The sequence below is a fragment of the Nocardiopsis sp. NPDC055551 genome, from assembly GCF_053619415.1.
Window position 1 is genome coordinate 156,898 of record NZ_JBSHJJ010000013.1, and the last position, 25,363, is coordinate 182,260.

General features: G+C 68.0%; 24 protein-coding genes. 16 read left to right on the forward strand and 8 right to left on the reverse strand.

Translation table 11 applies throughout. The features are described 5' to 3' along the window. The 8 genes from ACWGSK_RS22690 to ACWGSK_RS22725 all read left to right on the forward strand — a co-directional run bounded on the left by ACWGSK_RS22690 (position 1) and on the right by ACWGSK_RS22725 (position 7,116). Entirely contained in the window at positions 1 to 1,119 is a 1,119-nt protein-coding gene (locus ACWGSK_RS22690) for a C4-dicarboxylate TRAP transporter substrate-binding protein (protein WP_358504288.1), read from the forward strand. After that, the gene (locus ACWGSK_RS22695) at positions 1,116 to 1,697 is read left to right on the forward strand and encodes a TRAP transporter small permease subunit (RefSeq protein WP_452456668.1); all 582 of its coding nucleotides are present in this window, start codon (positions 1,116 to 1,118) and stop codon (positions 1,695 to 1,697) included. Before ACWGSK_RS22690 ends, ACWGSK_RS22695 begins: the two co-directional genes overlap by 4 nt. Continuing rightward, the gene (locus tag ACWGSK_RS22700) at positions 1,694 to 3,109 is read left to right on the forward strand and encodes a TRAP transporter large permease (RefSeq protein WP_358504282.1); all 1,416 of its coding nucleotides are present in this window, start codon (positions 1,694 to 1,696) and stop codon (positions 3,107 to 3,109) included. Before ACWGSK_RS22695 ends, ACWGSK_RS22700 begins: the two co-directional genes overlap by 4 nt. A gap of 51 nt (positions 3,110 to 3,160) precedes the next feature. Beyond that, a complete protein-coding gene (locus ACWGSK_RS22705) occupies positions 3,161 to 3,808 on the forward strand; it encodes an RraA family protein (RefSeq protein WP_358504279.1) in 648 nt (215 codons plus the stop codon). A 235-nt stretch (positions 3,809 to 4,043) separates the two neighbouring features. Next, complete coding sequence (locus tag ACWGSK_RS22710; RefSeq protein ID WP_358504276.1) at positions 4,044 to 4,676, forward strand: biotin transporter BioY; 633 nt, start codon at positions 4,044 to 4,046, stop codon at positions 4,674 to 4,676. Beyond that, a complete protein-coding gene (locus tag ACWGSK_RS22715; RefSeq protein ID WP_452456669.1) occupies positions 4,676 to 5,377 on the forward strand; it encodes an energy-coupling factor ABC transporter ATP-binding protein in 702 nt (233 codons plus the stop codon). Before ACWGSK_RS22710 ends, ACWGSK_RS22715 begins: the two co-directional genes overlap by 1 nt. Further along, entirely contained in the window at positions 5,374 to 6,000 is a 627-nt protein-coding gene (locus ACWGSK_RS22720; RefSeq protein ID WP_358504270.1) for an energy-coupling factor transporter transmembrane component T family protein, read from the forward strand. Before ACWGSK_RS22715 ends, ACWGSK_RS22720 begins: the two co-directional genes overlap by 4 nt. Before the next feature lie 129 nt (positions 6,001 to 6,129). After that, positions 6,130 to 7,116, forward strand: a complete 987-nt coding sequence (locus ACWGSK_RS22725; protein WP_452456670.1) for a serine hydrolase — start codon at positions 6,130 to 6,132, stop codon at positions 7,114 to 7,116. Positions 7,117 to 7,169: 53 nt separating this feature from the next. Here ACWGSK_RS22725 and ACWGSK_RS22730 read toward each other — a convergent pair whose 3' ends face one another. After that, on the reverse strand, positions 7,170 to 7,769 hold the full coding sequence (locus ACWGSK_RS22730; RefSeq protein WP_452456671.1) for a TetR/AcrR family transcriptional regulator: 600 nt from the start codon (positions 7,767 to 7,769) through the stop codon (positions 7,170 to 7,172). 94 nt (positions 7,770 to 7,863) lie between these two features. On the opposite strand from ACWGSK_RS22730, the gene ACWGSK_RS22735 reads away from it, so the two are divergent. Continuing rightward, entirely contained in the window at positions 7,864 to 8,322 is a 459-nt protein-coding gene (locus tag ACWGSK_RS22735) for a nuclear transport factor 2 family protein (RefSeq protein ID WP_358504261.1), read from the forward strand. A 67-nt stretch (positions 8,323 to 8,389) separates the two neighbouring features. Here ACWGSK_RS22735 and fabG read toward each other — a convergent pair whose 3' ends face one another. Beyond that, entirely contained in the window at positions 8,390 to 9,148 is a 759-nt protein-coding gene (gene fabG / locus ACWGSK_RS22740) for a 3-oxoacyl-ACP reductase FabG (RefSeq protein ID WP_358504258.1), read from the reverse strand. Positions 9,149 to 9,466: 318 nt separating this feature from the next. Here fabG and ACWGSK_RS22745 point away from each other — a divergent pair, with 318 nt between their 5' ends. Together ACWGSK_RS22745 and ACWGSK_RS22750 are read left to right on the forward strand one after the other, a co-directional pair. After that, the gene (locus ACWGSK_RS22745) at positions 9,467 to 9,964 is read left to right on the forward strand and encodes an ATP-binding protein (protein WP_358504256.1); all 498 of its coding nucleotides are present in this window, start codon (positions 9,467 to 9,469) and stop codon (positions 9,962 to 9,964) included. 247 nt (positions 9,965 to 10,211) lie between these two features. Further along, on the forward strand, positions 10,212 to 11,048 hold the full coding sequence (locus ACWGSK_RS22750) for a helix-turn-helix domain-containing protein (RefSeq protein ID WP_067597277.1): 837 nt from the start codon (positions 10,212 to 10,214) through the stop codon (positions 11,046 to 11,048). A 239-nt stretch (positions 11,049 to 11,287) separates the two neighbouring features. Here ACWGSK_RS22750 and ACWGSK_RS22755 read toward each other — a convergent pair whose 3' ends face one another. From ACWGSK_RS22755 to ACWGSK_RS22775, 5 genes are all read right to left on the reverse strand, one after another. Further along, entirely contained in the window at positions 11,288 to 11,521 is a 234-nt protein-coding gene (locus ACWGSK_RS22755) for a DUF397 domain-containing protein (protein ID WP_304074560.1), read from the reverse strand. 308 nt (positions 11,522 to 11,829) lie between these two features. Beyond that, entirely contained in the window at positions 11,830 to 12,849 is a 1,020-nt protein-coding gene (locus tag ACWGSK_RS22760; protein WP_452456672.1) for a metal ABC transporter substrate-binding protein, read from the reverse strand. Between the two features lie 103 nt (positions 12,850 to 12,952). After that, positions 12,953 to 13,624 (reverse strand): potassium channel family protein, encoded by a 672-nt coding sequence (locus ACWGSK_RS22765; RefSeq protein ID WP_452456673.1) that lies wholly within the window; start codon positions 13,622 to 13,624, stop codon positions 12,953 to 12,955. Positions 13,625 to 13,660: 36 nt separating this feature from the next. Next, positions 13,661 to 15,076, reverse strand: a complete 1,416-nt coding sequence (locus ACWGSK_RS22770) for a TrkH family potassium uptake protein (protein WP_452456674.1) — start codon at positions 15,074 to 15,076, stop codon at positions 13,661 to 13,663. A gap of 312 nt (positions 15,077 to 15,388) precedes the next feature. After that, on the reverse strand, positions 15,389 to 16,300 hold the full coding sequence (locus tag ACWGSK_RS22775; RefSeq protein ID WP_358504243.1) for a cation diffusion facilitator family transporter: 912 nt from the start codon (positions 16,298 to 16,300) through the stop codon (positions 15,389 to 15,391). 89 nt (positions 16,301 to 16,389) lie between these two features. On the opposite strand from ACWGSK_RS22775, the gene cmtR reads away from it, so the two are divergent. From cmtR to ACWGSK_RS22790, 3 genes are all read left to right on the forward strand, one after another. Beyond that, a complete protein-coding gene (gene cmtR / locus ACWGSK_RS22780; protein WP_358504240.1) occupies positions 16,390 to 16,731 on the forward strand; it encodes a Cd(II)/Pb(II)-sensing metalloregulatory transcriptional regulator CmtR in 342 nt (113 codons plus the stop codon). 575 nt (positions 16,732 to 17,306) lie between these two features. After that, positions 17,307 to 20,546 (forward strand): efflux RND transporter permease subunit, encoded by a 3,240-nt coding sequence (locus tag ACWGSK_RS22785; RefSeq protein ID WP_358504237.1) that lies wholly within the window; start codon positions 17,307 to 17,309, stop codon positions 20,544 to 20,546. Positions 20,547 to 20,765: 219 nt separating this feature from the next. Further along, on the forward strand, positions 20,766 to 20,960 hold the full coding sequence (locus ACWGSK_RS22790; RefSeq protein WP_358504234.1) for a hypothetical protein: 195 nt from the start codon (positions 20,766 to 20,768) through the stop codon (positions 20,958 to 20,960). Positions 20,961 to 21,062: 102 nt separating this feature from the next. On the opposite strand, the gene ACWGSK_RS22795 is transcribed toward ACWGSK_RS22790, so the two are convergent. Further along, positions 21,063 to 21,560, reverse strand: a complete 498-nt coding sequence (locus ACWGSK_RS22795; protein ID WP_358504231.1) for an ATP-binding protein — start codon at positions 21,558 to 21,560, stop codon at positions 21,063 to 21,065. Between the two features lie 631 nt (positions 21,561 to 22,191). Between ACWGSK_RS22795 and ACWGSK_RS22800 the strand changes: the two genes are divergently transcribed. Continuing rightward, positions 22,192 to 23,742, forward strand: coding sequence for a family 2 glycosyl transferase (locus tag ACWGSK_RS22800; protein ID WP_452456675.1), 1,551 nt, complete (start codon positions 22,192 to 22,194; stop codon positions 23,740 to 23,742). A 603-nt stretch (positions 23,743 to 24,345) separates the two neighbouring features. Continuing rightward, positions 24,346 to 25,326, forward strand: a complete 981-nt coding sequence (locus ACWGSK_RS22805; RefSeq protein WP_358504225.1) for an ABC transporter permease — start codon at positions 24,346 to 24,348, stop codon at positions 25,324 to 25,326. Positions 25,327 to 25,363 lie beyond the last annotated feature (37 nt).

Below are 25,363 nucleotides of genomic sequence, written 5' to 3' on the forward strand. Positions count from 1 at the left end.
ATGAACGCAGGCGCAAGACGTGCCCGAGCCGGTGGTTCGGTATCCCGTGCCACCGGACTCCTGGCCTCGGGCGCGGCCCTGGCGGTACTGACCGCGTGTAGCGGTACCGCTCTGGGCGACGACACCTACGTGTTGCACTACACGACCTATTCCAACGCCACGTCGGACCAGTCGCGTACGGCGCAGCGATGGGCGGAACAGGTCGAGGAACTCACCGACGGTGGTGTCACCGTTCGGCTCCACTACTCGGAGAGCCTCGTCGGCGCGGAGGAATCGGCCCAGGCGACCCTGGACGGCCGCGCGGACATGGCTCAGGTCGGGTCCATCTACGCGGCTTCGGACCTGTCCATGTACACGGTCATCGAACTGCCGTTCGAGACCGACAACCCCGAGGTACAGATGACCGCGATCGAGCGGTTGTACGAGGAGAACGAGACCTACCGGGAGGACTTCGACCGTCAGGGCGTCCGGCCGCTCTTTCCGATTCCGCTCGGTATCGCGGCTATCGGGTTGAAGGAGGAGGCCGAGAGCCTCGACGACCTGAGGGGAAGGAGCATCCGGGCCGGCGGCCTGACCTCGGACGTGATGCTCACCGCGGGCGCCAACCCCATCGGCATGACGGCCAACGACATCTACGAGTCGATGAGCCGTGGTGTCGTGGACGGCTACACCTCGCTGGCCCTGGCGAATCTGCCCACCTTCGGGCTGTCGCAGACCACGCCCTACCTCATGGACCCCGGCATCGGTGCGTACGCATCCTCGATCGCGGTCATCAACGAGGAGCTGTTCCAAGGCATGCCCGAGGAATACCAGGAGGCGCTGTTGGAGGCCTCCGCCCAGGGCATCTCCATCGGCTTGGAGGAGATGGACGCACTCGGTGAGGTCTCCTGCCAGGAGATGACCGAGAGCGGGACGGAGTTCCTCTCCCTTCCGGAGGAGGAGACCTCCCGGTGGAAGGAGGAGTCGGGCGTCGCGGAGAGTTGGGTGTCGCGTTACGAGGACCGCGGTTACGACGCGCAGTCCGTGCTCGACGACTACCGGCGGATCATCGAGGAGGAGACCCGGGTCTCCGACTACGTCAGCCCGCTCGCCGCTTGCATGGAAGGACGGCAAGAGTGAGCCGCATCAGCTTTCCACGGCCGGTGAGAGGGACCTCCACCGCGTTCAACATCGTCGCCGGACTCCTGCTCCTGGCCCTGATGTTCCTGACCGTCGCCGACGTGGTCGGGCGCGGTGTGTTCGGTCAGTCGGTCCTGGGCACGGTGGACATCTCGACACTGCTCCTGGTGACCATCGCCTTCCTCGGGTTGGCCTCCGCCGAGATCGACGGAAAGCACGTCTCCGTCACCCTCGTCGAGGCGCGCCTCGGTTTCAGGACGCGCATGGTCCTCTCCGGGATCAGGTTGGTCCTGATGCTGGTCCTGGGCGTCCTCATCGTCTGGGGGATGGGCGAGGTCCTGATCAGCGCCTATGAGCGTGGGGAGACGACCAACGACATCCTGCGGTTGGCCACGTGGCCGGCCAAGCTCGTGCTCTTCCTCTCCTTCCTCCTGTTCTTCGTCATGGCGGTCTGGAAGGAAGTCCTCGAGTTCCGCGCGTTCCGTTCCGGTGAGGTGCTGGAGAGCAACGAGGTGGACGCCGCCATCGAACAGGCCCACTCCGCCGCACAACACAAAGACAGCGAGGGCACCTCATGACCGCTGCGACACTCTTCATCGTCATCGCGGTCCTGGCGCTCTTCCTCGGACTGCTCGCGATCCGGTTCCACGTGGGACTCTCCCTCATGGTGGCGGGCCTGGTCGGCATCGTCCTCATGCGTGGGACCGACGCCGCGGTCAGCACGGCGGCCAACCAGCCGTTCTCGACCTCGGCCGACTACTCCCTGACGATCATCCCGCTGTTCATCCTCATGGGTGTGTTCGCCGTCCACGCCCGGCTGGCCCAGGCGGGGTTCGACCTCGCCTCACGGGTGCTGCGCCGGTTCCCGGGAGGCGCCGCGCTCGCGTCGCTGTCCGGATCGGGTCTGTTCGCCGCGGTCACCGGATCCAGTGTCGCGACCGTGGCGACCATGGCCCGGGTGTCCACCGACGCGATCGTCAAGGCCGGCCACGGGATCCGTCTGGCGGCCGGAGTCGTCTGTGCCGGCGGCACCCTGGGTGTGCTCATCCCGCCGTCCATCGTGCTCGTCCTGTACGGCGTCGTCACCGGGGAGAGTATCGGGGAGTTGCTCCTGGCGGGCATCGGCCCAGGCCTACTGACGATCCTCCTCTACGGGATCACCATCGTGCTGATGGTCCTGGCCGCCCGCCGCAAGCGGGACCGGGCCAACGCGTCGATGGAGAGGGAACCGGCGATGGCCGGTGGGTCGTCGGCATCGGCCACGACCACTTCGGAGACCACCGTGGCCGCCGAGGGGGAGGCCACAGGTGAGGGCACCCCGGAGCCCAAACTCGACCTGTTCGGGTTCATGCTCCTGGTGGTCATCTTCATGGTCTCCATCGGCACGATCTACCTCGGTCTGGCCACCGCCACCGAGGCGGCCTCCTTCGGTGCGGTGTCCGCGTTCGTCATCCTGCTCATCCGCACCAGGCCGCCCCGCTGGATGAGCGCGATCAAGGAGTCGGTCACCGAGGCAGTCGGACTGACCGCCATGACGTTCCTGCTCATGGCCGGCGCCGGGGTGTTCACCTACTTCCTCGCCCTGTCCGGGGCGAGCACGGCGGTGGTGGACGCGGTCCTGGCCGCCGACCTGGAACCCTACGTCGTGCTGGTGCTGTGCCTGCTGTTGTTGCTGCCGCTCGGCATGTTCCTCGACGGGATCTCGATGATCCTCGTCGCGGCGCCCCTGCTGCACCCGATCCTGAGCGGATACGGCTTCGAGGGCCTCTGGCTGGGCGTCCTCATCGTGAAGGTCGCCGAGATGGCGCTGATCACGCCTCCGGTCGGGATGAACGCGTTCGTCTACTCGGGCGCGGTCCCCGAAGCGGGTCTGGGACGGATCTTCCGCGGCATCGTGCCGTTCATCATCGCCGACCTGGTGGTCGTGGCCATCCTCATCATGGTGCCCGACATCGTCACCTTCATCCCCGAGCTTTCGAGCGCGAAGTGAGCCACCGCTCCTCGAAATCCTTGAAACAAGCACCCTGAGAAAGGAACAGTCGTGTTCGTCGTCAACGACATGCCCGAACAGATCGATGGTCGGATCGTCACCGAACTGGAGAAGACGTGCGTCTCGACGCTCGGTCATCTTCGGGACCACGGCTTCGCGCTCGGTCTGCAGCCGAACAGGCGCCCGCTCAAGTTCGTCGGTACGGCGGTCACGGTGCGCATCCCGCACCTGGACTCCACCGCCGTCCACATGGCGGTCGACATGCTGCGCCCCGGCGACGTGCTGGTCGTGGACCAGTCCGGTGACCGACAGCGCTCGTGCTTCGGCGGACTGGTCTCCTACACGGCCAAGGCCCGAGGTGCGGTGGGAGCGGTGATCGACGGGTCGATCAACGACCACGACGAGACCCTGGCCTACGACTTCCCGGTGGTCTCGCGTGGATTCAGCCCGCTGACCACCCGCATCGGCGGGATCGAGGGCGCGATCAACGTGCCGGTCACCATCGCGGGCGCGGTCGTGCACCCGGGTGACGTCGTCTTCGCGGACTCCGACGGCGCCGCCTTCCTCACACCTGAGGAGGCGGTGGGCCTGGGCGACCTGTTGAAGGCCAAGGAGGACGCCGAGATCCCGGCGCGGGAGTCGATCTCGGCCGGTGGATCCCTCGCGGAGTTCTCCGGGGCGGCCACCTACCTTCCCTGAGAAACGCTCCCACGGGAGCTCTCACCCGGGCCCCGGGCGCGGGGCGGTTCACACCGTCGCGCGCCCGGGGCCCTCGTCATGTTCTCCGGGCCGGCCCCGGGTCGCCCCGCGACGTTGACGGAAGTCCACAACACCTCCGCCCGGCTTCTGTACGCCCCGGCCACTGCCTCGAAGGCCCCGGTATCGGACAATGGGGGACGACCACCTCCCACCACCTCCCCGAGAGGATCCACCCATGCCCGACACCGGGACCAGGAAGCACGTCCGTCACCGCGGTCTGACCGCCCGTGACCTGGCGCTCATCGCGATCTTCGCGGCGCTCATCGCCGCGATGAGCGTCACCGTCGCCATCCCATTGCCGTTCTCCCCGGTGCCGATCACCCTCCAGACCCTGGGCATCATGCTCGCCCCGAGTCTCCTGGGCTGGAAGCGCGGAACCCTCGCCGTGGTCGCCTTCCTCGCCCTGGGCCTGGCCGGTCTGCCCCTGTTCGCGGGTGGTCGCGGCGGACTCGCGGTCCTGGCCGGACCCTCCGCCGGGTTCATCGTGAGCTGGGTGTTCGCGGCCCTGGTCATCGGCCTGCTCACCGACCTCATGGTCCGCGGCGGCAAGTACCGCTTCTGGCAGGGGCTGCTGATCAACGCCCTGGGCGGCATCATCGTCATCTACGCCATCGGAGTCCCGTGGATGGGGGTCGTCCTGGGCGACGGCGTCCTGGCCACCGCCACGGCCATGGTCGCGTTCCTGCCCGGTGACGTCGTCAAGGCCGTGGTGACCGCGCTCATCGCCGCCACCGTGTTCCGCGCCTACCCCATCCCGCCGGCCGGTCGCCCGGTCACCTCCGGTACGGAGACGGGGAAGAACACCTGATGCTCCGCATCGAGGGGGTCTCCCACTCCTACGACGACCGCGCGGTCCTACGCGGAATCACCCTGGACCTGGCGCAGCACCGCATCGGTGTGATCGGGGCCAACGGATCGGGCAAGTCCACGCTCGCCCGCACCCTCAACGGACTCGTCCTGCCCGACGAGGGCCGTGTGTCGCTGGGGGAGTGGGACACCCGCCGGCACGCCAAGCACATCCGACGCCGCGTCGGCTTCGTGTTCTCCGACGCCGCCAACCAGATCATCATGCCGACGGTCGTGGAGGACGTGGAGATCGGACTGCGGCCCCTGCGCCTGGGCCGGGTGGAGACCGCGCGCCGGGTCGACGAGATCCTCGTGCGACACGGCCTCGACGGCCACCGCGACCACCCCGGACACCTGCTCTCCGGTGGGCAGAAGCAGCTGTTGGCGTTGGCGTCGGTACTGGTCACCGAGCCGGACGTGCTGGTGTGCGACGAGCCCACCACCCTGCTGGACCTGCGCAACACCCGTATGGTGCACCACACCCTGGACGGTCTCGCGCAGCAGGTCGTCCTGTTCACGCACGACCTCGACCTGATCGCCGACTTCGACCGGGTCCTGGTCATGGACGAGGGACGGGTGGTCTTCGACGGTGTGCCGGCGGACGCCATCGCCTTCTACACCAAGCTCATGGACGACGGGCCGACATCGGGACGGACCTCGTGAGCGTGGTCGGGCTGTACGTCCCCGGCGGTGGTCCGCTGCACCGGATTCCGGCCGGCCCGAAGCTGCTCGCCCTGCTCGTGCTCGGTGTGGTGCTCATCGTCGCCGCGAACCTGTGGGCGGCCCTGGCCACCCTGCTCCTGGCCCTGTTGCTCTACCCGGCCGCCCGGCTGGGTTTGCGCCGGGCACTGGCCGTGCTGCGCGCACTGTGGCCGTTCCTGCTGGCCATCGGTGTGTTCCAGGCGTTGTTCGTGGGCGAGTGGACCGAAGGTGTGCGGTTGTGCGCTCAGCTCGCCGGACTCGTCCTGCTCGCCAACGCGATCACCCTGTCCACCCGGGTCAAGGAGATGCTCGACCTGTTCGAACGTCTGTCCCGGCCGCTGCGCCACGTCGGGGTGGACCCGGACCGGGTGGCGTTGGTGCTGGCGTTGACGATCCGGTCCATCCCCATGGTCGCGACCGCCTGGGCCGCGGCCGGGGACGGTTACCGCGCACGTGGCCTGCGAGGGCGGCCCTACCTCCTGGTGGTGCCGGTGATCGTGCACCTGCTGCGGATGGCCGAGGCCACGGGAGAGGCGCTGGTGGCGCGGGGGATCGACGAGGACGCCCGAACCGGACGCCCCTGAGGGGACTCCGTACCGATTCAATATCGGGTGGGTGATTTCTCCTCGGTGGCTGTGGATAATAATCCGAACGGCCCGTCCCGCCGGGTCGATGCCTCCCCCATCCCCTAGGCGCAACGAACCGGTGATCGCGTGCTCCGGCGTCTCCTCGCCGAAAGACGAACCCGGCCCCTGGCCGCGTCCGTCCCGCTCGCCCTCTGCATCGCCCTGCTCCTGCCCGCCGCGACCCCGGCCGGAGCCGTCCCCGCGCTCCCCGCGAACGCGGTGCTGGCCCCACTGGTCGTGGACTCCCGGGTGCCGCTCGTGCCCTTCGCGCCGCTGCCCGCCCCGGCCACCGGAGGCTCCTCCCTGCCCCCCGAGACCCGCGCCGCCCTCGACGACCGTGTCGCGGCCCTGGGTGAGGGCGTCGACTTCGGCATCGCCGTCCAGGACCTGCGCACCGGGACGACCTACAGCCACAACGGACGAGGTCGCTTCCCCTCGGCGAGCGTGGCGAAGCTGACCGTGCTGACCATGCTGCACCTGAGCGCCGACGAGGAGGGGCGGGACCTCACCGCGACCGAGCTCGCCCAGGTCGAACAGATGATCCGCTTCAGCGACAACGAGGTCACCGACGGTCTCTATCTGCGCCTGGGGTTCACCGACGGGTTCCTGCGCCACGCCGAATCCCTGGGGTTCACCGGCACCGAACCCCATCCGGGCGGCTCCTGGGGCGCCACCATGACCACCCCCTCCGACCAGATCCGCCTGCTGCGGGCCCTGTACACCGACGAAGGGCCGCTCACCGAGGAGGACCGAGCGCACGTCCGGGGGCTCATGGAGTCGGTCGGCCCCGAACAGGCGTGGGGCGTGTCGGCCGTCGCCACCGGCGGCGACACCGTCGGACTCAAGAACGGGTGGACCCCACGCGAGTCCAACGGGGGACTGTGGATCATGAACAGCGTCGGTTACGTGGCCGGGCCCGAGCACGAGTACCTGATCGCGGTGATGTCGGACCACAACACCGACTACGCCACCGGGATCACCCTCCTGGAAGATCTGGTCACCGAGGTGGTCGAGGCCATCGAGGGACCCGGCGCCCACGACGACCACGTCGCCGTCGGCACCACGTCCCACTGAGGAACGGTCACTCCTCCCGGGAGGAGAGGACACAGAACTCGGTGCCCTCGTGATCAGCGGGCGTTCAGGGCCCGAAGGAGGTACGTGACCAGGGCGTTCAGGTAGTCGGGATCGACCTCGGCCCGGAGAATGTTCAAGCGCCAGTACAGGGGCGCGGCCATCAGGTCCAGGGCCAGGGGCACGTGGGTGTCCTCGGGGAGTTCCCCACGCTCGATGGCCCGACGCAGAGTGGCCTCCCCGAGCGCGCGGCGACGCACGCCGATGGCGCTCTCGATCGCCTGGACCAGCTCCGGATCGCGCCCCGCCTCGGCGGCCAGGTCGGGCAGGATCGCCGCGAACCGCGGATGGGTGAGCCACACGTACACCGCCTCCAACGTGGCGCGCAGGTCGCCCTCGAAGGACCCGGTGTCGGCGATCTCGGCCGGCGGCACGCTGAATTCGGTCAGAGCCGAGATGACCATCCCTTGTTTGGACGACCACCTGCGGTACAGGGAGCTCTTTCCCGTCCCGGCGCGCTTGGCCACGCCCTCCATGGACAGGCGCCCGTATCCGCGCTCGGCGAGTTCGTCCAGTACGGCCTCGGCGATGGCCGAGGTGACTTGGGGACGCAGGACGGCGGCTCCGGTGGGTGTGCGCCGGGTGTGGTCGTTCATGTCGCCATCATACGTGTGGACGATACGGCACCGTCCCGTGTAAGGTCACGTCGGGACGGTACCGTACCGTCCAAATGGAAGAAAGGTGCATGCCATGGGAGCACCGCTCAAGAACGCCTCCGACCTCATCGACGAGGGCCTGAGGCTGATTCTGGCCAAGGACATGCTCGGTTTCGCCGACCTGTGGGCGGAGGAGGGGACCATGGAGCTGCCGTTCGCGCCACCCGGCGCGCCCCGGTGGTTCGAGGGGCGCGCGGCGGTGCGGGAGTACCTGCGCCACTACACCGACCACTTGGACGTGCGGGCGGTCCACCGGAACGCGGTGCACGTCACCACCGACCCGAACGTGGCCATCGCCGAGCTCGAAGTGGAGGGTGTGGCCAAGGAGACCGGAAGTGACTACCGGATGCGCTACATCGCGGTCGTGATCGCACGCGACGGGGAGATCATCGAGTACCGCGACTACTGGGACCCGCTGGCCGCCCAGGAGAACACGGGCGAATCCGCCGCCGAGGCGACCCCCTTCCCCGAGCGCGCCGGCCACTCCGCCTGAGTGTTCGTCCGAAACGACAGTGCCCCACCGGACATCATCGCCGGTGGGGCACATGTTCTCCCAGCGGTCAGTCCAGGGGGCCGCCGGCGACGTAGAGGACCTGGCCGGACACGAAGCCCGCGTCCTCACCGGTGAAGAACGCCACCGCGTTGGCGATGTCCTCCGGCAGGCCCACGCGTTGCACGGGGATCTCGGCCTGCTTGAAGGCCTTCATGTCGTCGTACTTGATCCCGATCCGCTCGGCGGTGGCGCGGGTCATCGCGGTCTCGATGAAACCGGGGGCCACCGCGTTGCAGGTGACACCGAACTTGCCCAGCTCGATGGCGAGGGTCTTGGTGAAGCCCTGCAACCCCGCCTTGGCCGCCGCGTAGTTGGCCTGGCCGCGGTTGCCCAGCGCCGAGGAGCTGGACAGGTTCACGATCCGGCCCCACTTCTGGGCGGTCATGTGGGCCTGGGCGGCCTTGCTCATCAGGAACGAACCCCGCAGGTGCACGTTCATGACGGTGTCCCAGTCGTCGGGGGACATCTTGAACAGCAGGTTGTCGCGGAGCACCCCGGCGTTGTTGACCAGGATCGCGGGAGGGCCGAGTCGCTCGGCGACGGTGTCGACGGCGGCGGTCACCTGGTCGGCGTCGGAGACGTCGCAGCCCACCGCGATGGCCTGGCCACCGTCGGCGGTGATCCGGTCCACGACCTCCTGGGCGTCGGACTCCTTCAGGTCCAGAACGGCGACGGAGCGACCTTCACGGGCGAGGCGCTCGGCGGTGCCGGCGCCGATGCCGCGGGCCGCGCCGGTCACGATCGCCACACGAGGCGTTGGGGACATGGTGTTACCTCCATTGATCACGTGGTGGGCGCGGAGGAATCATATCCGCATGCCTACTGGTCGGTACGTACCCGGGTACGCCTTTCAGTTCTGCGGGAAACCGGCGTTCCATGACTTCTTCAGTCGTCCGTAATGGTGTTGACCTGCGCCGCCGCAAAGCTTTTCGGTTGGTGCCGCCGTTTGCCTGCGCGTGATCGGGCCGTGGCTTACGATGTCATCCAAGACTGAGATGCACGTGCATTCGGCCCGTGCAGCAGCACGAGCTTCACACCCATTCTGTGGTCTGCGGTGCGGTGCGTCAGTGAGGAGTTGAAGGGCATGGAGTGTGCGGAGGCGGTGGCGGAGCCTGCCGACGCATGGTGGCTCAGGGTCCTGACCCACGGGTCCCCACGCTGGAACACACCGGTGTGCGGTGATCGGCACGACGCCGTCACGTGGACTTTCGAGCCCCGCCCACGGACGGTCGGCGCGGCCAGGGAGATTTCCGACGCCCTGCTCCTCGAATGGGGCATGGAGCACTTGTCGAGCGATGTCTCGGTCGTCGTTTCGGAATTGGTCACCAATGCGGTACGTCATGGAGGCCCGATCGCCTTGACCGAACGGGGCCGATCGGGTATTCAGCTCTCCCTCATGCGCAGCGGTAGTGAATTCATCTGCGCGGTTCGTGACGGTGGAGATCACTTGCCGCGCAGAAGGGAAGCGATCTCCGGGGTCGAGGGAGGCAGAGGGCTTGCCCTGGTGAGTGCTTTCGCGCGAGAGTGGGGAGTGATTCCCACGCCGCCCGGTGGAAAGTTCGTTTGGGCACAATTCGTGTGAGTCGATGACTCGGGGCTCGTTGCCGGGCGTCCCGCCGTGCGAGGCGGGGCCGTCGGCCGGGTGGGCCGCCCCGGGGAGGGGCGGGCGAGGGTGGAACGGGACGCCGTCGATACCGTGGAGGTGTAGTGTCCCGGTCGCACGACAAAGGGGACCGGGCGAACCGATACTCTTGTTCGGAGAAAGAAGAGAGGCGGCGAACGTGGATATCGCTCATTTGCGTCAGGGGAGTGGCCCCACCGTGCGCCGCATGCTCCTGGGAGAGCAGCTTCGACGGTACCGGCAACTACGTGGCATCTCCCGTGAGGAAGCGGGCGAGAGGATTCGAGCCTCCGCTTCCAAGATCAGCCGTATGGAACTGGGGCGGGTCGGATTCAAGCCTCGGGATATCGAGGACCTCCTCAAGATGTACGGGGTCACCGACCGTAAGCTCCTGAGGGAATTCAAGGAACTGGCCCTCGAATCCAACAAACCGGGTTGGTGGAAGGAGTACGGCGACGCCCTCCACAAGTGGTTCACCCGCTATGTGGGCTTCGAGGAGGCGGCCGACCAGATCCGTGTCTACGAGTCCCAGTTCGTGCCGGGGTTGTTGCAGACCGAGGACTACGCCCGCGAGGTCATCTCCGGTGGTGTCGACACCGACACCCTCTCCGAGCAGCGCATCCAGGCCAGACTCAAGAGACAGGAACACCTCAACAGCGGCAAGAAGATGTGGATCATCCTCGACGAGGCGGCGGTACGTCGGCCCATCGGGGGCCGCGAGCGCGGCAAGGAGATCATGTGCGGTCAGCTGCGCCACCTGATCGACATCTGTGAGAACCGGGACAACATCACCCTGCAGATCATCCCGTTCGAGGTGGGTGCGCACGCCGCCGAGGCCGGGTCCTTCACGCTGCTGCGCTTCTCCGACTTCGAACTGTCCGACGTCCTGTACCTGGAGCACCTGACCGACGGCGACATCGTGGACAAGCGGTCCACGGTCGAGGCCTACACCAAGGCGATGACCAAGCTCAGCGTCTCGGCCGCCACCCCTGACGAGACGGTCTCGATGCTCAAGGACATGCTCAAGGACCTCGACGAGGCCTGAGCCCCTTCCAGCCCCCACACCCTTTGCTGAAGAACCTCTTCGCCCCGGTGGGTGGGGCAAGAGAAGGCTCCGTCTGCGACGGAGCCCCCTCTTCTCGCTGGAGCCCGTAGCTCGGGTGACCCGGGAGAGAGCAAGGGGGGTGGCTTACCGGATCGGCACGTACACCGCCCCACGGTGTGTCGCACCGTCGTGCCACGAGATACGGGTGGGCCCCTCCGTTCCGCGCGAAGCGGGCCGCCCTAACCGAGCAGGTTGTCGAAGTCGCCGTCCTTGGCGCCCAGGATCAGGCAGTCGATCTCCTCCTGCGTGTAGACCAGGGCCGGACCGCTGGGGAAGCGCGAGTTGCGGACTGCGATGGATCCGTCGTGCAGACGTGCCATCTCGACGCAGGCCCCCTGTGAGTTGCTGCGCTTGGCCTTCTGCCAGGAGGCCTCGGTCAGGTCGGTCGCGCGGATACCGTTGTGTGCGGTCATGTTCCTGTCGCTCCTTGCGTCTTCGACTGAGGGAAAGCGTGCGTGCTAATGCATTAACGAATGCACGTGCATCAGCACCATCACTCTCACGAGCATAGCGTGATGCTCGCCACTTGTCCGTGGGTTTGGTCGGATGTAAGCGCTATGTAATCGTGGCGCCGTCGGCAAGGTGCTCAATCATGGCTTCGTTGCTGTTCAGAAGCCTGCGAGTTGCTTTGGGACCTTGGTCTGAAAGTGACGCGGATGAACGCTCGGTAACGCGCGAAGGCCCCGCCGAAGTATCGACGGGGCCTTGCGGGGGCCGGTGGCTATTCGCAGGAGAGCGCCGTGGTCAGCGCTTCCAGGTTCCCGCGCATGATCGAGGGGTAGTCGTCGCCGGGCGACTGATCGGTCACTCCTTCCAGGGGGTCGAGCACCTCCACCCGAGCGTCGGTCTCGGCCGCGATGGTGTCCGCGGTCTCGGCGGGCATGAGTGGTTCGGTGAAGATCGTGGAGATGTCGCGCTCGTTGACGATGTCGGCGATGTCGGCGATCTGCGCGGGGGAGGGCTCGCTGTCCGGGTCGACCCCGCTGACACCGATCTGCTCCAGGTCGTACCGATCGGTCAGGTAGCTGAAGGCGGTGTGTCCGACGACGACCTCACGGTGTTCGCAGGAGGACAGCCCTTCCTCGTACTCATCGCCGATGGCGGCCAGTTCGTCGGCGACCCGCTCGGCCTCCTGGCGGTAGGTGCCGGCGCCCTCGGGGTCGGCCTCTCCCATGCGTTCGGCCAACGCCTCGGCGGTCTGGGCCATCAGGTCCACGTCCAGCCAGAAGTGGGGGTCGTGCTCGCCGTGGTCGTGCCCGTCCTCCTCGTGCCCGTCCTCCTCATCGTGGGCGTGGTCGTCCTCGCCCTCGTGGTCATGGTCGTGACCGTGATCGTGGTCGTCGTCCTCGCCGCCGTCGGCGGGGCGCAGCGATACGAGGTCGGCGACGTCGAGAGAGGCGTCCTGGCCCTCCTGGGCGACGGCCTCGTCCACGGCGGGTTGGAGGCCGCCCACGTGGAACACGATGTCGGCCTCGCTGACCTCGGCGATCTGGCGGCCGGTGAGCTCCAGGTCGTGCGGTTCGGCCCCGGGTTCGGTCAGCTGGATGACGGCGGTGGTGTCCCCACCGATCTCCTGGGCCAGCCATTCGAGCGGGTAGACCCCGGTGACGACGGTGAGGTCGGCGTCGGAGGGGGAGATCCCGCTGTCACCGCTGGAACCGCCCTCACTTCCGCAGCCGGTGATGATCATGGTGAGGGCGGCGCCGAGGGCGGCGGTGCGCACGGAGGTCCTGGTTCTCATGGGACCATTTTCGGGAAAATGAAAACGGTTGTCAATTTGTCCGCTTTGCTCGGGCTTCCCGGTGCGCGCCCCGATGGGTCGAGGCCCTTCGGGGCCGCCCGGGTCACCTGCTCTCGGCGAAGCGCTCCACGTCCTCGTTGCGGCCCGCCACCAGGATCACGTCGCCCTTGTGCAGCACCGTCTCCTCCGTCGTGTAGGTGAAGGAGGAGCCCACCCGTTTGACCGCCACCACCGTGATGCCGAACTTCTGCCGAACCCGCGTCTCCCGCAGGGTCCGGCCCAACATCGACTCCGGGGCCCGGGTCTTGCCCACGGCGAACCCCTCCTCGACCTCCTTGTAGTCGAGCATCCGCCCCGACAACAGGTGTGCCACCCGCTCGCCCATGTCGTGCTCGGGCAACACCACGTGATCCGCGCCCACCTGCTCCAGGATGCGCCCGTGCCGCCGGCTGGTGGCCTTGGCCCAGATACCGGCCACCTCCAGGTCGACCAGCAACGAGGTGGTGAGGATGCTCTCCTCCAGGTGGCTGCCGATCGCCACCACCGCCCGGTTGAACTGGGGCGCGCCCACCTGCCGCAGGGTCTCCTCGTCGGTGGCGTCGCCGATGACGGTGTGGGTGAGCGCGTCCGCGTAGGTCTGCACCAGACGCGGGTTGGAGTCCATGCCCAGCACCTCCCAGCCGTGTCTGACCAGTTCCAGGGCGAGCGAACTGCCGAACCGGCCCAGGCCGATCACCAGGACGCGCTTGTCGTCGATTCGATCGCGGTGGGGCATGGTCTGTCTCCTCGGGGCTTGGGTTCGTGGTGGGACTCAACCGACGATCGGTCGGGCCTCGGCCAGGGCGTAACGACGTTGTCGGTCTCGGAAGGCCAACGCGGTGACGAACGTGATGGGTCCGATCCGGCCGGCCACCATGAGGATCGCCAAAAGGTACTGGTTCCACGCGGCGAGGTCCGGGGTGATGCCCATGGACAGGCCCACCACGCCGAAGGCCGACACCACCTCGAACAACACCGGAAGGAGTGTGAAATCGGTGGCCCACAGCATCACCACGGTGGTGGTGGCCACCGCGGTGGCGGACAGGAACACCAGGCTCAGGGATTGTCGCACCACCTCCGTGGGCAGCTGACGCCCGAAGACGTGCACCTTGTCGTGGGCCCGCACCTCGGCCCTGACCACGAGGAAGATCACCGCGAGGGTGGTGACCTTGATGCCGCCCGCGGTCCCGGCGCTGCCGTTGCCGACGAACATCAGCATGATCGTCACCAGCAGGGTGGAGTCCTGCATCTCGTCGATGGGTACGGCGTTGAACCCGCCGCTGCGCGGCATCACCCCGGTGAAGAATCCGTCGGTGAGCCTGGCCCACCAGTGCAGCCCGCCCAGGGTGTTCGGATTGTTCCACTCCATGGCGGTGATCAGCAGGATCCCGGCGGCGAACAGGATGAGCGTGGTGGTGACGGTGAGCTTGGTGTGCAGGGACCACCGGTGATTGCGGACCACCCACCGACGCAGTTCGATGAGCACGGGGAAACCGATGCCGCCCAGGATCATCGCGAACGCCACGGGGAAGAGAATGAACCCGTCGCCGGAGAAGCGGGTGAAGCTTTCGTCGTACAGCGACAGGCCGGCGTTGTTGAACGCCATGATCGAGTGGAAGAACCCCGAGTACAGGGCCTGCGGGAGCGTGAGGTCGTAGGCCAGCCACATGCGCGGGGTGATGAGTGCGAAGGTCAGGCCCTGCAACACCAGGAAGATGGTCAGCACCCGACTGACCAGTTCGCGCACGTCGCCGACCCACAGGGCACGCACCTCGGTCTGTACGGTCAGCTGCATGCGCAGTCCGAAGCGGTGGATGACGGCGGCGCCCAGCAGGGAGGCCAGCGTCATGATGCCCATGCCGCCGCCCTGGACCAGGGCCAGCACCACGCCCTGACCGAAGCCGGTGAGGTCCCGACCCAGGGAGATCACGCTGGTCCCGCACACGGCCAGCGCCGAGGTCGCGGTGAAGAACGCTTCGTGGAAGGGCAGCCCCCGACCGTCGACGGTGGCCAGGGGGGTGGTGAGCAGCAGTGCGCCGATCAGGTCGACGCCCACGAAGATCAGCAGGAACAGGCGCGCCGGCTTGTGCCATGGCTTGGCCTCGCGGGTGCCGTGGGAGTTCGAGAGCCCAGGGCGGGGGAGCCGGAAGGGGAATCGGGCACGCGTTCGGGGGAACGGCCGGCTCACCGGGGTGCCGGCCGACGCTCGGATGCGATGTCCACGGATACTCCTTGCTCGGTGACCCGAACGATTCTGCCAAACCTCCCCGTCATGGGGCACACAGGCTCGGCCGGCCGAACCGACACATCCGAGGTTCGGTCAATGAATCGATCGACGGTTCGCGGCATGATCCGCTTCCCGCGTGAGGAGGACCACGTCATCGTGGCGCTGATCCAAGTCGCCCCCATCGAGCTCCCCCGCACACGTGCCGGGTCGGGTCGACTTCGTGCGCTCCCGAGCCCTTGGGCCGCCGCGCCGACGGCTCGTTCCCGCCCGCCCTCAGTCGTGGCGGGCGCCCTCGTGGTCGGCGTGGCCCGGCGGCTCCAGTTGCAGTGTCGAATGGTCCACGTCGAAGTGTCCGCTCAGACACTCGTGCAGTTCGTCGAGCATCCGTCCGGTGTCGTGCAGGTCCTCCTCGGCCACCACCACGTGCGCGGACATCACCGGGACCCCGGAGGTGATGGTCCACACGTGCAGGTCGTGCACGTCGATGACGGCGGGGTGCCCCATCAGGTGCGAGCGAAGGTCGGCCAGGTCCATGCCCTTGGGCGCGGCCTCCAGCAGGATGTGCACGGCCTCCTTCAGCAGCGACCACGCGCGGGGCACGATGATCGCGGCGATGGCGAGCGAGACCAGGGTGTCGGCCTGCTGCCACCCGGTGAAGAGCACGATGAGACCGCCGATGATCACGCCCACGGAGGCGAGCGCGTCACTCATCACCTCCAGGTAGGCGCCCTTGACGTTGAGGCTCTCCTTCGCGCCCGACCTCAGCACGAACATCGCCACGATGTTCATCACCAGGCCGAACCCGGCGACCACGATCATGCCGAGCCCGGACACCTGGGCGGGTTCGCGGAACCGGTCGACCGCCTCCAGCACGATGAACCCGCACAGGACGAACAGCACGATCGCGTTGACGGCCGCGGCGAGGATCTCGGCGCGTTGGAGTCCGAAGGTGCGCCTGCCCGTGGCCGGCCGACCGGCGATCCACACGGCCACCAGTGCCAAGGCCACCCCGAAGGAGTCGGTGACGGTGTGTCCGGCGTCGGCGAGCAGGGCGAGACTGCCGCTGAACGCGGCCCCGGTGACCTGGACCACCGCCACGGTGAGCATCAGTACCAGAACCACGGCGAGCCTGCGCTTGTTGGCGGCCCCGGCCGTGATCGGCCCGTGGTCGTGTCCCACGCCCATCGTTCCCCCGTCCTCAGATCCATTAGTACACTCAAGACTGTTTATACAGCCTGCACTGTCTATACAGCAAAAAATGTACAATGGTTTTCATGTTGACCTCAGAGCAACGCCTCTCCGCGATCCAGCGCCTCGGACGCGCACTGTCCGATCCCACCCGGTGCCGTCTGCTGTTGGCCCTCCTGGAGGGGCCCGACTACCCGGCCGGGCTCGCCGACCGGCTCGGGCTCACCCGGCAGAACGTCTCGAACCACCTGGCCTGCCTGCGCGACTGCGGACTCGTGCGCACGCACGCCCAGGGTCGGCAGGTCAGCTACGAACTGGTCGACGAATCCCTCGTCCATGCCCTGGACGACCTCCTCCACGTGGTCTGGGGCACCACCCAGCCCCACGAGACGCTCGCCCCCTCAGAGGAACAGCCCCGAGCCGTCTGAACCACCCCGCCGCGCCGTCGCCGCTCACCCGACGCATGCGTACGGGTGCGCATCGCGTGTACCCCCCGTGCTCGCTTCCGGATGACCGGAATCGGTCATCGTGATGTCCGTTACACCTTCGGCAGTCGCCCCTGTCGGCGTGAAGATCCACTTCGGGCCAGTGGGTCCCCCTCACCCGGCGAGTGTCCCTAACTTTGGTCGATACCGACCCTGACGGAAGACTGACATCTCCCTGATAGTTCCCTGAACTCTCCGGAGTCGGCGCAACTTCCGATATAACGCGACGTAAGGTGAGCGTGCGCCCGGCGGATGCGGGGCCCGACGACGGGTCTACCCGAGCGGGCGTCCCGCCCCGGACGAAACGAACACCCGCATCCCCCATCACACGACTCGCGGATCGGCCCGTGCCCAAGGTCGCCCGTTCGACCACGAACGGGCGCACCCCCGGTCCGGGAACCGTCCCATCACCCGGCGAGCTAGGAGCGAGCACCTCTCATGTCCAGACCGGCCATCACGGCACACGGCGAGCGGTACCCGGACGGACCCACCGCCCCCCACGCGGAAGGGATGCGCGCGTGAACCGCCTTTCGGTCATATCGCTCGGCAACCGGGCGCTGGTCCTCCTCATCACGCTGGCCGTGCTGCTCTTCGGCACCTTCGCCGCGCTCTCGGCCAAGCGCGAACTCTTCCCCGAGATGACCCTGCCGATGGTGATGGTCTCCGCCCAGTACCAGGGCGCGACCCCCCAGGTCGTCGAGGGACAGGTCACCGAACCCCTCGAACAGGCGCTGCAGGGCGTGGAGGGCATCGACACGATCACCTCCACCTCCAGCACCGGTTCAGCCCAGATCATGGCGGAGTTCGACTACGGCCGCGACCAGGACGCACTGGTCCGCGAGGCCCAGGTCGCCGTCGACCAGATCGCCGGCATGCTCCCCGAGGACGTCGATCCCTCAGTCATGTCCATGAGCATGGACATGATGCCGGTGATGCTGTTGGCCGCCGCCTCCGACAACGGCGACGAGCAGGCGATGGCGTCCACCATCGAGAACGTGCTCATCCCCGAACTGGAGTCGGTGCCCGGCGTCCGTTCGGCCGACCTGACCGGTCTGCCGGAGGAGCGCGTCGAGATCACCCCCGACGAGGACGAACTCGTCGACGCGGGCGTGAGCGTCCAGGACCTGTCCAACGCGCTGGAGTCCAGCGGCCTGCTCATGGCCGGCGGCTCCATCGACGAGGACGGTCGCAGCCTCAGCGTCACCACCGGCGACCAGCACACCGACCTCGAAGCGATCGAGGACCTGTGGGTGCAGCCCTCCGCGGGCGCCGCCGACGAGTCGGCCGCGATTCCCGGCGCCCCGCCGGCCGCGGCACCCTCCGCGGTGCGGCTCTCCGAGGTCGCCGACGTCGAGATGGTCACCGAGGATGCCTCCTCCATCGCTCGACTCGACGGCAACCCCAGCATCGCCCTCATGGTCATGGCGACCCCCGACGGCAACACCGTCGAGGTCTCCGACGGCGTCCAGAACGTGCTCGATGAGCAGTCCGACCTTCTCGGTGACGACGTCGAACTCGCCGTCGTCTTCGACCAGGCACCCTTCATCAACGACTCGATCACCGACATGTTCGAGGCCGGCGGTTACGGTCTCGTCGCCTCGGTCATCGTGATCCTGGTCTTCATGCTGTCCATCCGCTCCACCCTGGTGGTGGCGGTGTCCATTCCGGTGTCGGTCCTGGCGGCCTTCGTCGGCATGCAGGCCTTCGGCTTCACCCTGAACATGCTCACCCTGGCCGCGATCACCATCGCGATCGGCCGGGTGGTGGACGACTCCATCGTCGTCCTGGAGAACATCCGTAGACACATGGACTACGGCAAGGAACGGATGTCGGCCGTCAAGGACGGCGTCCGCGAGGTCGCCACGGCCGTGGCCTCCTCCTCCTTCGCCACCATCGCCGTGTTCCTGCCCCTGGCCTTCGTCGGCGGCATGGTCGGCGAGATCTTCATGCCGTTCGCGGTCACCAGCAGCCTGGCTTTGGCCGGTTCGCTCCTGGTCGCGCTGACCATCACGCCGGTGCTGTGCTACTGGTTCCTGCGGCCCGCCGAGGTCGGGGACGTCCCGAGCGAGGAGATCGAGCGCAAGGCGCACGAGCGCGAGATGCACACCCCGCTGCAGCGCGCCTACCTGCCGGTCATCCGCTGGATCACCACCAAGCGCAAGACCGCCACCGCGGTCACCCTCGCGGCCAGTGTCGCGATCCTGGTCGGCACCGTCGCCCTGGCCGCCACCTCCGAGACCGACTGGCTCGGCCAGGCCGAGGAGAACAGCTACACCGCCATCCAGGAGCTCGAACCGGGCACCTCCCTGGAGGCCGCCGACGCCGAGGCCGCCAAGGTCGAGGAAGCACTCGCCGGAATGGCCTGGATCGACACCTACCAGGTCAACGTGGGTGGCAACCCGATGATGGGCGGTGGGGCCGCCGACCAGATCGACTACACGATCACCGCCGACCCCGACACCGACCAGTTGCGCAACCGCGAGGTCCTGCGCGACACCTTCGCCGACCTGGACACCGAGCACGAACCGCGCCTGGACTCCACGGGCGGTATGGGCGGCTCCGGCATCGAGGTGCGGGTCACCGCCGAGGACCAGACGACCCTGGCCGAGGCCGCCGAGCTGGTGGAGGACGAGCTGCGCGCCATCGACGGCGCCGACGACGTCACCAGTGGTGTCTCCGAGTCGCAGCCCTCCCTGGAGGTGCACGTCGACGGTGAGGAGGCCGCCGAGCAGGGGCTGAGCGAGGCCGCGGTCGGCCAGACCGTCGCCGCCGCCTTCAACGGTCAAAACGTCGGCACCGCCACCATCGACGACATCCGCCGCGACGTGGTCGTCCTGGTCCAGGACGCACCGCAGACCGTGGCCGAGCTCGAAGAACTGCCGATCGCCACGCCCACCGGGCAACTGATCGAGCTCACCGACGTGGCCGAGGTCGTCGAGGTCCAGCAGCCGCCGGAGCTCACCCGCATCGACGGTGTCACCAGCACCACGGTGTCGGCCAACCCGAGCGCCTCCGACCTGGGCGCGGTCAGCGCCGAGATCACCCAGGCCCTGGACGGGCTCAGCCTGCCCTCCGGCGCCACCGCCGACCTGGGCGGTGTCAGCCAGGACCAGACCGAGGGCTTCGCCCAGCTGGGTCTGGCCCTGCTCGCCGCGATCGTCATCTGTTACCTGATCATGGTCGCGACGTTCAAGAGCCTGATGCAGCCGCTCATGCTGCTGATCTCGGTCCCGTTCGCCGCCACCGGTTCGCTGGGTCTGCTGTGGCTGACCGGAACCCCGATCGGCGCCGCCGCCCTGATCGGCATGCTCATGCTCATCGGCATCGTCATCACCAACGCCATCGTGTTGATGGACCTGATCAACCAGAACCGCAACAAGGGCATGGAACTGGGCGAGGCCATCGTCGAGGGTTCGCGCCACCGCCTGCGGCCCATCCTGATGACCGCGGTCGGCACCATCGCCGCGCTCATCCCGATGGCCACGGGCCTGGCCGGTGGCGGAGCGTTCGTGTCCGCACCCGTCGCCCTCGTGGTGATCGGTGGTCTGATCACCTCGACGCTGCTCACCCTGATCCTGGTGCCCGTCCTCTACCAGCTGGTCGAGGTGCGCCGGATGAAGCGTGAGGCCAGGGGGCAGGCCCGCTACGAGCGTCGCCGCGCCAAGGCCCGTGCCAAGGCGGGGGTCGACACCGCCACGGGTGAGGCCGACCGGGTGCCTGAGGAGACCTCCTCAGAGGACTCCGGCCACGGTCGCTGACCCGAGCGCGACCGACGAGAAGGGGGCGTCCCGCACACCACGTGCGGGGCGCCCCCTTCGTCGTCCGTGCCCGTAGCGGTGACATCGTCGCGACACGCCCGGAAGCGGGGGTGGACCAAAGTCCGGAAACCCCTGTGAATCAGGGGATCTCGGACGCTTCCTCTGTGTCACCGGTATGTCGATTTGTGCTATCCGCGCACTCCAGGCAGGCTTCCCCCCATGGATGACGCGAAGAAGAACCTCGAAGACCTGCTGCGCGACGAGCTCGGAGACGAGCCCTCGCAGGAGGCCAAGGACTACGCCCGCGAGCTGTACGAGCGCTTCAAGCTCCCCGCCACCGACCCCGCCACCGCGAACCCGGCCCCGGCCGCCCCCGCGGCCCCGACCGAACCCGCCTCCGGCTCGGAGGGCTGAGTGCCCGACGCCCTCGGTACCGTCACGGAGACCACGGGGCCACCGTTCGGGCGCCACGGTGTCTCCCGTAACCCATTGCCGACCTAGGGCGCCCGAACACCCCTAGGGACAGGGACGGTCGTCGCCGTCCCATTCGAGTTCGAACCACACCTGGCGGCCTCGGCCGTCAAGTCGTGGCTCGGTGCCCCATTTGCTGGCGAGCGCCTCCACCAGGTCGAGTCCCCGGCCGTGCTCGGCCGTGTCGTAGGGGTCCCGATGCTGGGGCAGGGGCGCTTCCGTCGTGCTGCCCAGGTCGCGCACCTCCACGCGGGCCCAACCCGGCGCCAGCCGCACGCACACCTCGAACTTGCCGGTGTCGCACCCCGAAGCGCTGTGCCTGATGGCGTTGGTGGCGAGCTCACTGGTCAACAGCGTCGCCGTGGTCAGTTCCGGTGACTCGGCCAGTTGCCTGGCCACGAATCTGCGAGCGTAGGAGATCTGGCTCGGCAGACCGGGAAAGCGTCTGCGGGCCGGTCTGGGAATGGACCCCGTACGGGCGGAGCGTCGATCGCCGCCGTCCTGTCGGGTGGTGGCGTTCTGGGTGCTTCTGGACTCTGCCATGGGTCTCGCCGGGCGTTGGGAACGGTGGAGAGGGGCCGAAGTCGAGTGGTCGTGGTCCGAGGGCGCGGAACGAGGGGTGGCGGTCTCACACATGTGGGTTCACTCCCCGGGGATGTGTGTGCGCGGGCAGGGCTGATGGGAAGCCTGGCCCTCGGAGCGTCCATGCCCTTTGTGGGTCACGGCGCGTGGACACACGGGGCGAAGCCCCCTGGGTCAGGGAGGGAAGCGTCTCGGTATCGCCGGGAGTGCGGTACGAGGGCGGCGACATGTGTCGGCGGCGAAGCCGCGGGGCTTCACGCCGTGTGGTGGTGGGGCCTGCGGGCAGCCCATGGGCGATGGTCATGTCCGGTGTTCGGTGTGCCCTACGACACTGAAGGGCCTACTCGCGCTCAGCATACGCTCCGTGCCTCCCTGGAAACCCAGTCGACCTGGTTCGGACAGGGTAACCCTGCCTGAACTGGATAAAGGGGGGATGAAGTGGTCCGGGACGGTCCTCGACCGTTGGATCGAAGCGGGGAACGGCGCTCCGGCGGACTCTCGTAACAAGATAACAATTAGATGACACTGGGTCGAATTTTGCCACTTCGTCCACTCTTGCGTGTGTCCATCATCACGGGCCAAGGTATGGGTCATGGCCGTGCCAACCCCCGAACCACTGCCCATGGGTCTCGGTGTCGAGATCGATCGCGCCGTCCGGTTCACCGACGAGGGCCACGTCCTCGTCGGTGGGTCCCCACCCCACGCCCTGCGGTTACCGGCCGAGGGCGTGAGCTCGGTGATCCGCCGGCTCAGCGGGGCTCGGCCCGACCATCACCATGAACGCGTGCTGGCCCGGATCCTCGTGGACGCCGGACTGGCCCACCCACGCCCCGAACCCACCGAACCCGGAGCCGACACCCAGGTCGTCCTGGTCGGGCACGGCGTCGACATCGACTCCGGCGCGTTGGACGCGACCCTGACCCTCCTCCACGCCGAGCACCCCCACGTGCGCGTGCTCGTGGTCGGCGTGACCGGAGCGGCCGAAGAGGTGGCCCTTCGACACGGTGCGCGCGTGGTCCGGGGGCCCACGGAGGGCGCCGCCGCCCGGACGGTCGGGCTGTGGGCCTGCGACGCCGAGTTCGTGGCCTTCCTGGACATCGGTTCCGAACCCGGACCCGGTTGGCTCCGCGCCGCGCTCGGCCACTTCGCCGACCCCGACGTCGCGGCGGTCGTGCCGCGTGTCCTGGCCGCTCGGGAACCCCACGGGAACCTGGGCATGACCATCGCGGCCCTGCGGGCGTCGGGCTCCGACCGTGGCACGGACCCCGGGCCGGTGCTCGCCTCGACCCCCTTGGAACCGTTCCGTGCGCTGGTGGTGCGCCGCGAACCCACCCGGTCGGACCCGGCCCTGGGCGCGGTCGCCGAGGCCGACCTGGTCTGGGCACTGGCCGGGCGCGGCTGGTCGGTGCGGTACGAACCCCGCTCCCGGGTGCGGATGCCCATGACCGCCGGACTCGGCGCCTACCTGCGCGCGCGTTGGGAGTTCGGGGCGGCCGGAGCCGCGTTGGCCCGACGTCATGGCCTGCGTGCGACCGGTCCGCGGGTCTGCCCGACCGCCCTGGCCGCCGTGGCGCCGGCCGCGGCCGGACACCCCCTGATCGGGCTCACCGTGGCCGCCGCGGGGGTTGTGGCCACGGCCGGGGCCCTGCGCTCGGGGGTGGCCTTGTCGCCGGTGGACGCGGTGCGTCCCGGGTTGGTGGAGTCCGCGCACACGGTGCGGGCGCTCGCGCGGGAGGTGCGGACGACCTGGTGGCCGGTGTCGGCGGGGGTGGCCGTGGGCGGTGCGTTGGCCTGGGCGCGTGGTCGCTCTCGGAGCGGTGGGGCCGGCGCGGGTCGAAGGGCGGGTCGTCGGGCCTTGGTGGCGGGCGCGTTGCTGACCGTGCCGCATCTGGCCTCCTGGCGACGCCGACACGGCGCCGCGGTGGTGGGTCCCCTGGCGTGGACGGGGTTGTCCGTCGCCGGGGACGCGGCGTGTGCGTTCGGTACCTGGTGGGGGGTATTGCGTTCCGGTTCGGTGGCCCCGCTGGTACCACGTCCCCGACCGCCGGTTTCGACCACGTCCTTGGTATCCCGGCAGGTGGGAGGGGGTTCTTCGATCCCCTTGCGCAAGCCCGGGTCAACCTCCACCGTTAGTCAGCGTTAACACGTGTCACACACGGTGAGAATATTCGGGTGTTCGGCGGCCGGGCTTCGGGGTCCCCGATGCCGGTTCTCGTGACCCTGCGTGATATTCGGCCTCGTCTTCGGGGGAGCGACGTCGCTCCGGTGGGCCTTGTTCCGCGTGTGGCGTGAGCGCCGACGTTTCCGTGGGCGAGGGTCGCGGAGAGCCCGGTTTTTGTAAACGCCGTTTACCGAAATACCCCTGCGTGGGGAACGTTTCCCCAGTCCAGGATGACCTTAATGACGAAGTGTGTTCGGGCGAGTGCCGTCTGTGTGGAATTCGACATTTCACCAAGTGCTTGCCGCCCAAATTGCCACCGTTGTCCTTTCTTGATGCGTCGGTTACCGGCAAGTGTCTAGACGTCGCGCAGACTCTTGACATTCCGGTTACGGAACGTGAATCGGATGTCAGTGTGTTTCTTCGATCACTGGGAGTGACCCTCGTGGGGTCGGGAGACCGCGAACGCTTAGCCGTCCTTACGGTTGGAGCGCGAGCGAACCCCTGCCCGACCCGGATCACTCCCAGTGGTGGTGACTCACAAGCACAGATCAAGCGCCGGGCTCGGTGTGAGGTTCGGAGATAGTTTTGGGCAAGTTCCTGGCCAGGCGGCTGCTGAACTACGTCGTCCTGATTTTTCTGGCGACGAGTTTCGCGTACCTTCTCGCGGCCACCAACCTGCAGCCGCGCGTGTACTTCGAACAGATGCAGCCGCCACCGGCGCCCGAGGTCGTCAACGCCCAGCTGGACACCCTCAACCTCAACGACCAGACCCCGCTCGCCGAGCGATACGTCACCTGGCTCAAGGGCGTCGTCACCGGTGACTTCGGCAAGAACATCCAGGGCGGCGACGTCTCCGCCCAGATGTGGATGAAGGCCGGGGTCACCCTGCGGCTCATCACCGTCGCCACCGTCCTGGGCAGCGCGCTGGGCATCGCCATCGGCGCCTACGCCGCCGTGCGTCAGTACCGTGCCTTCGACAAGGCCGCCACCGGCGCCTCCTTCTTCGTGCTGTCGATCCCCACCGTCGTCATCGCGATCGTCATCCAGGTCATCGCGGTCGCGATCAACGACGGGCTCGGCTTCACCTTCCTCAAGTACGTCGGCGAGTACTCGGCGGGCTTCCAAGGAAACGCGTGGGAGCTGCTCCTCAATCGGATCCACCACGCGATCCTGCCGACCCTGGTGCTGGCACTGGCCCTGTTCGCCGCCTTCGCCCGCTACCAGCGCAACATGATGCTGGACGTCCTCGGATCGGACTTCGTGCGCACCGCCATGGCCAAGGGACTCACGCGACGCCGGGCGCTGTTCAAGCACGCCCTGCGCACCGCGCTGATCCCCACCATCACCTACTTCACGTTCACCTTCGGCGCCCTGGTCTCGGGTTCGACCTTCACCGAGAAGATCTACGGCTGGCACGGCATGGGCGCCTGGCTCATCGACTCCATCTCCCGCCAGGACGTGCACGTGGTCGCCGCGGTCTCCTGGTTCATGGCCGTCACCATCATGGCGGCGTCGTTCCTCTCGGACATCCTCTACGCCTGGCTCGACCCCCGGGTGAGGGTGTGACGATGTCCCGCGACCCCGAACCGACCAGCCTCCTCGC

What these genes read in the sequence shown, in the direction of transcription:
- ACWGSK_RS22690 (WP_358504288.1), top strand. Translation starts at nt 1, where the DNA reads ATGAACGCAGGCGCAAGACGTGCCCGAGCCGGTGGTTCGGTATCCCGT.
- ACWGSK_RS22700 (WP_358504282.1), top strand. Translation starts at nt 1,694, where the DNA reads ATGACCGCTGCGACACTCTTCATCGTCATCGCGGTCCTGGCGCTCTTC.
- ACWGSK_RS22710 (WP_358504276.1), top strand. Translation starts at nt 4,044, where the DNA reads ATGCCCGACACCGGGACCAGGAAGCACGTCCGTCACCGCGGTCTGACC.
- ACWGSK_RS22715 (WP_452456669.1), top strand. Translation starts at nt 4,676, where the DNA reads ATGCTCCGCATCGAGGGGGTCTCCCACTCCTACGACGACCGCGCGGTC.
- ACWGSK_RS22730 (WP_452456671.1), bottom strand. Translation starts at nt 7,769, where the DNA reads ATGAACGACCACACCCGGCGCACACCCACCGGAGCCGCCGTCCTGCGT.
- ACWGSK_RS22735 (WP_358504261.1), top strand. Translation starts at nt 7,864, where the DNA reads ATGGGAGCACCGCTCAAGAACGCCTCCGACCTCATCGACGAGGGCCTG.
- fabG (WP_358504258.1), bottom strand. Translation starts at nt 9,148, where the DNA reads ATGTCCCCAACGCCTCGTGTGGCGATCGTGACCGGCGCGGCCCGCGGC.
- ACWGSK_RS22745 (WP_358504256.1), top strand. Translation starts at nt 9,467, where the DNA reads ATGGAGTGTGCGGAGGCGGTGGCGGAGCCTGCCGACGCATGGTGGCTC.
- ACWGSK_RS22750 (WP_067597277.1), top strand. Translation starts at nt 10,212, where the DNA reads ATGCTCCTGGGAGAGCAGCTTCGACGGTACCGGCAACTACGTGGCATC.
- ACWGSK_RS22755 (WP_304074560.1), bottom strand. Translation starts at nt 11,521, where the DNA reads ATGACCGCACACAACGGTATCCGCGCGACCGACCTGACCGAGGCCTCC.
- ACWGSK_RS22760 (WP_452456672.1), bottom strand. Translation starts at nt 12,849, where the DNA reads ATGAGAACCAGGACCTCCGTGCGCACCGCCGCCCTCGGCGCCGCCCTC.
- ACWGSK_RS22765 (WP_452456673.1), bottom strand. Translation starts at nt 13,624, where the DNA reads ATGCCCCACCGCGATCGAATCGACGACAAGCGCGTCCTGGTGATCGGC.
- ACWGSK_RS22775 (WP_358504243.1), bottom strand. Translation starts at nt 16,300, where the DNA reads ATGGGCGTGGGACACGACCACGGGCCGATCACGGCCGGGGCCGCCAAC.
- cmtR (WP_358504240.1), top strand. Translation starts at nt 16,390, where the DNA reads ATGTTGACCTCAGAGCAACGCCTCTCCGCGATCCAGCGCCTCGGACGC.
- ACWGSK_RS22790 (WP_358504234.1), top strand. Translation starts at nt 20,766, where the DNA reads ATGGATGACGCGAAGAAGAACCTCGAAGACCTGCTGCGCGACGAGCTC.
- ACWGSK_RS22795 (WP_358504231.1), bottom strand. Translation starts at nt 21,560, where the DNA reads ATGGCAGAGTCCAGAAGCACCCAGAACGCCACCACCCGACAGGACGGC.
- ACWGSK_RS22800 (WP_452456675.1), top strand. Translation starts at nt 22,192, where the DNA reads ATGGCCGTGCCAACCCCCGAACCACTGCCCATGGGTCTCGGTGTCGAG.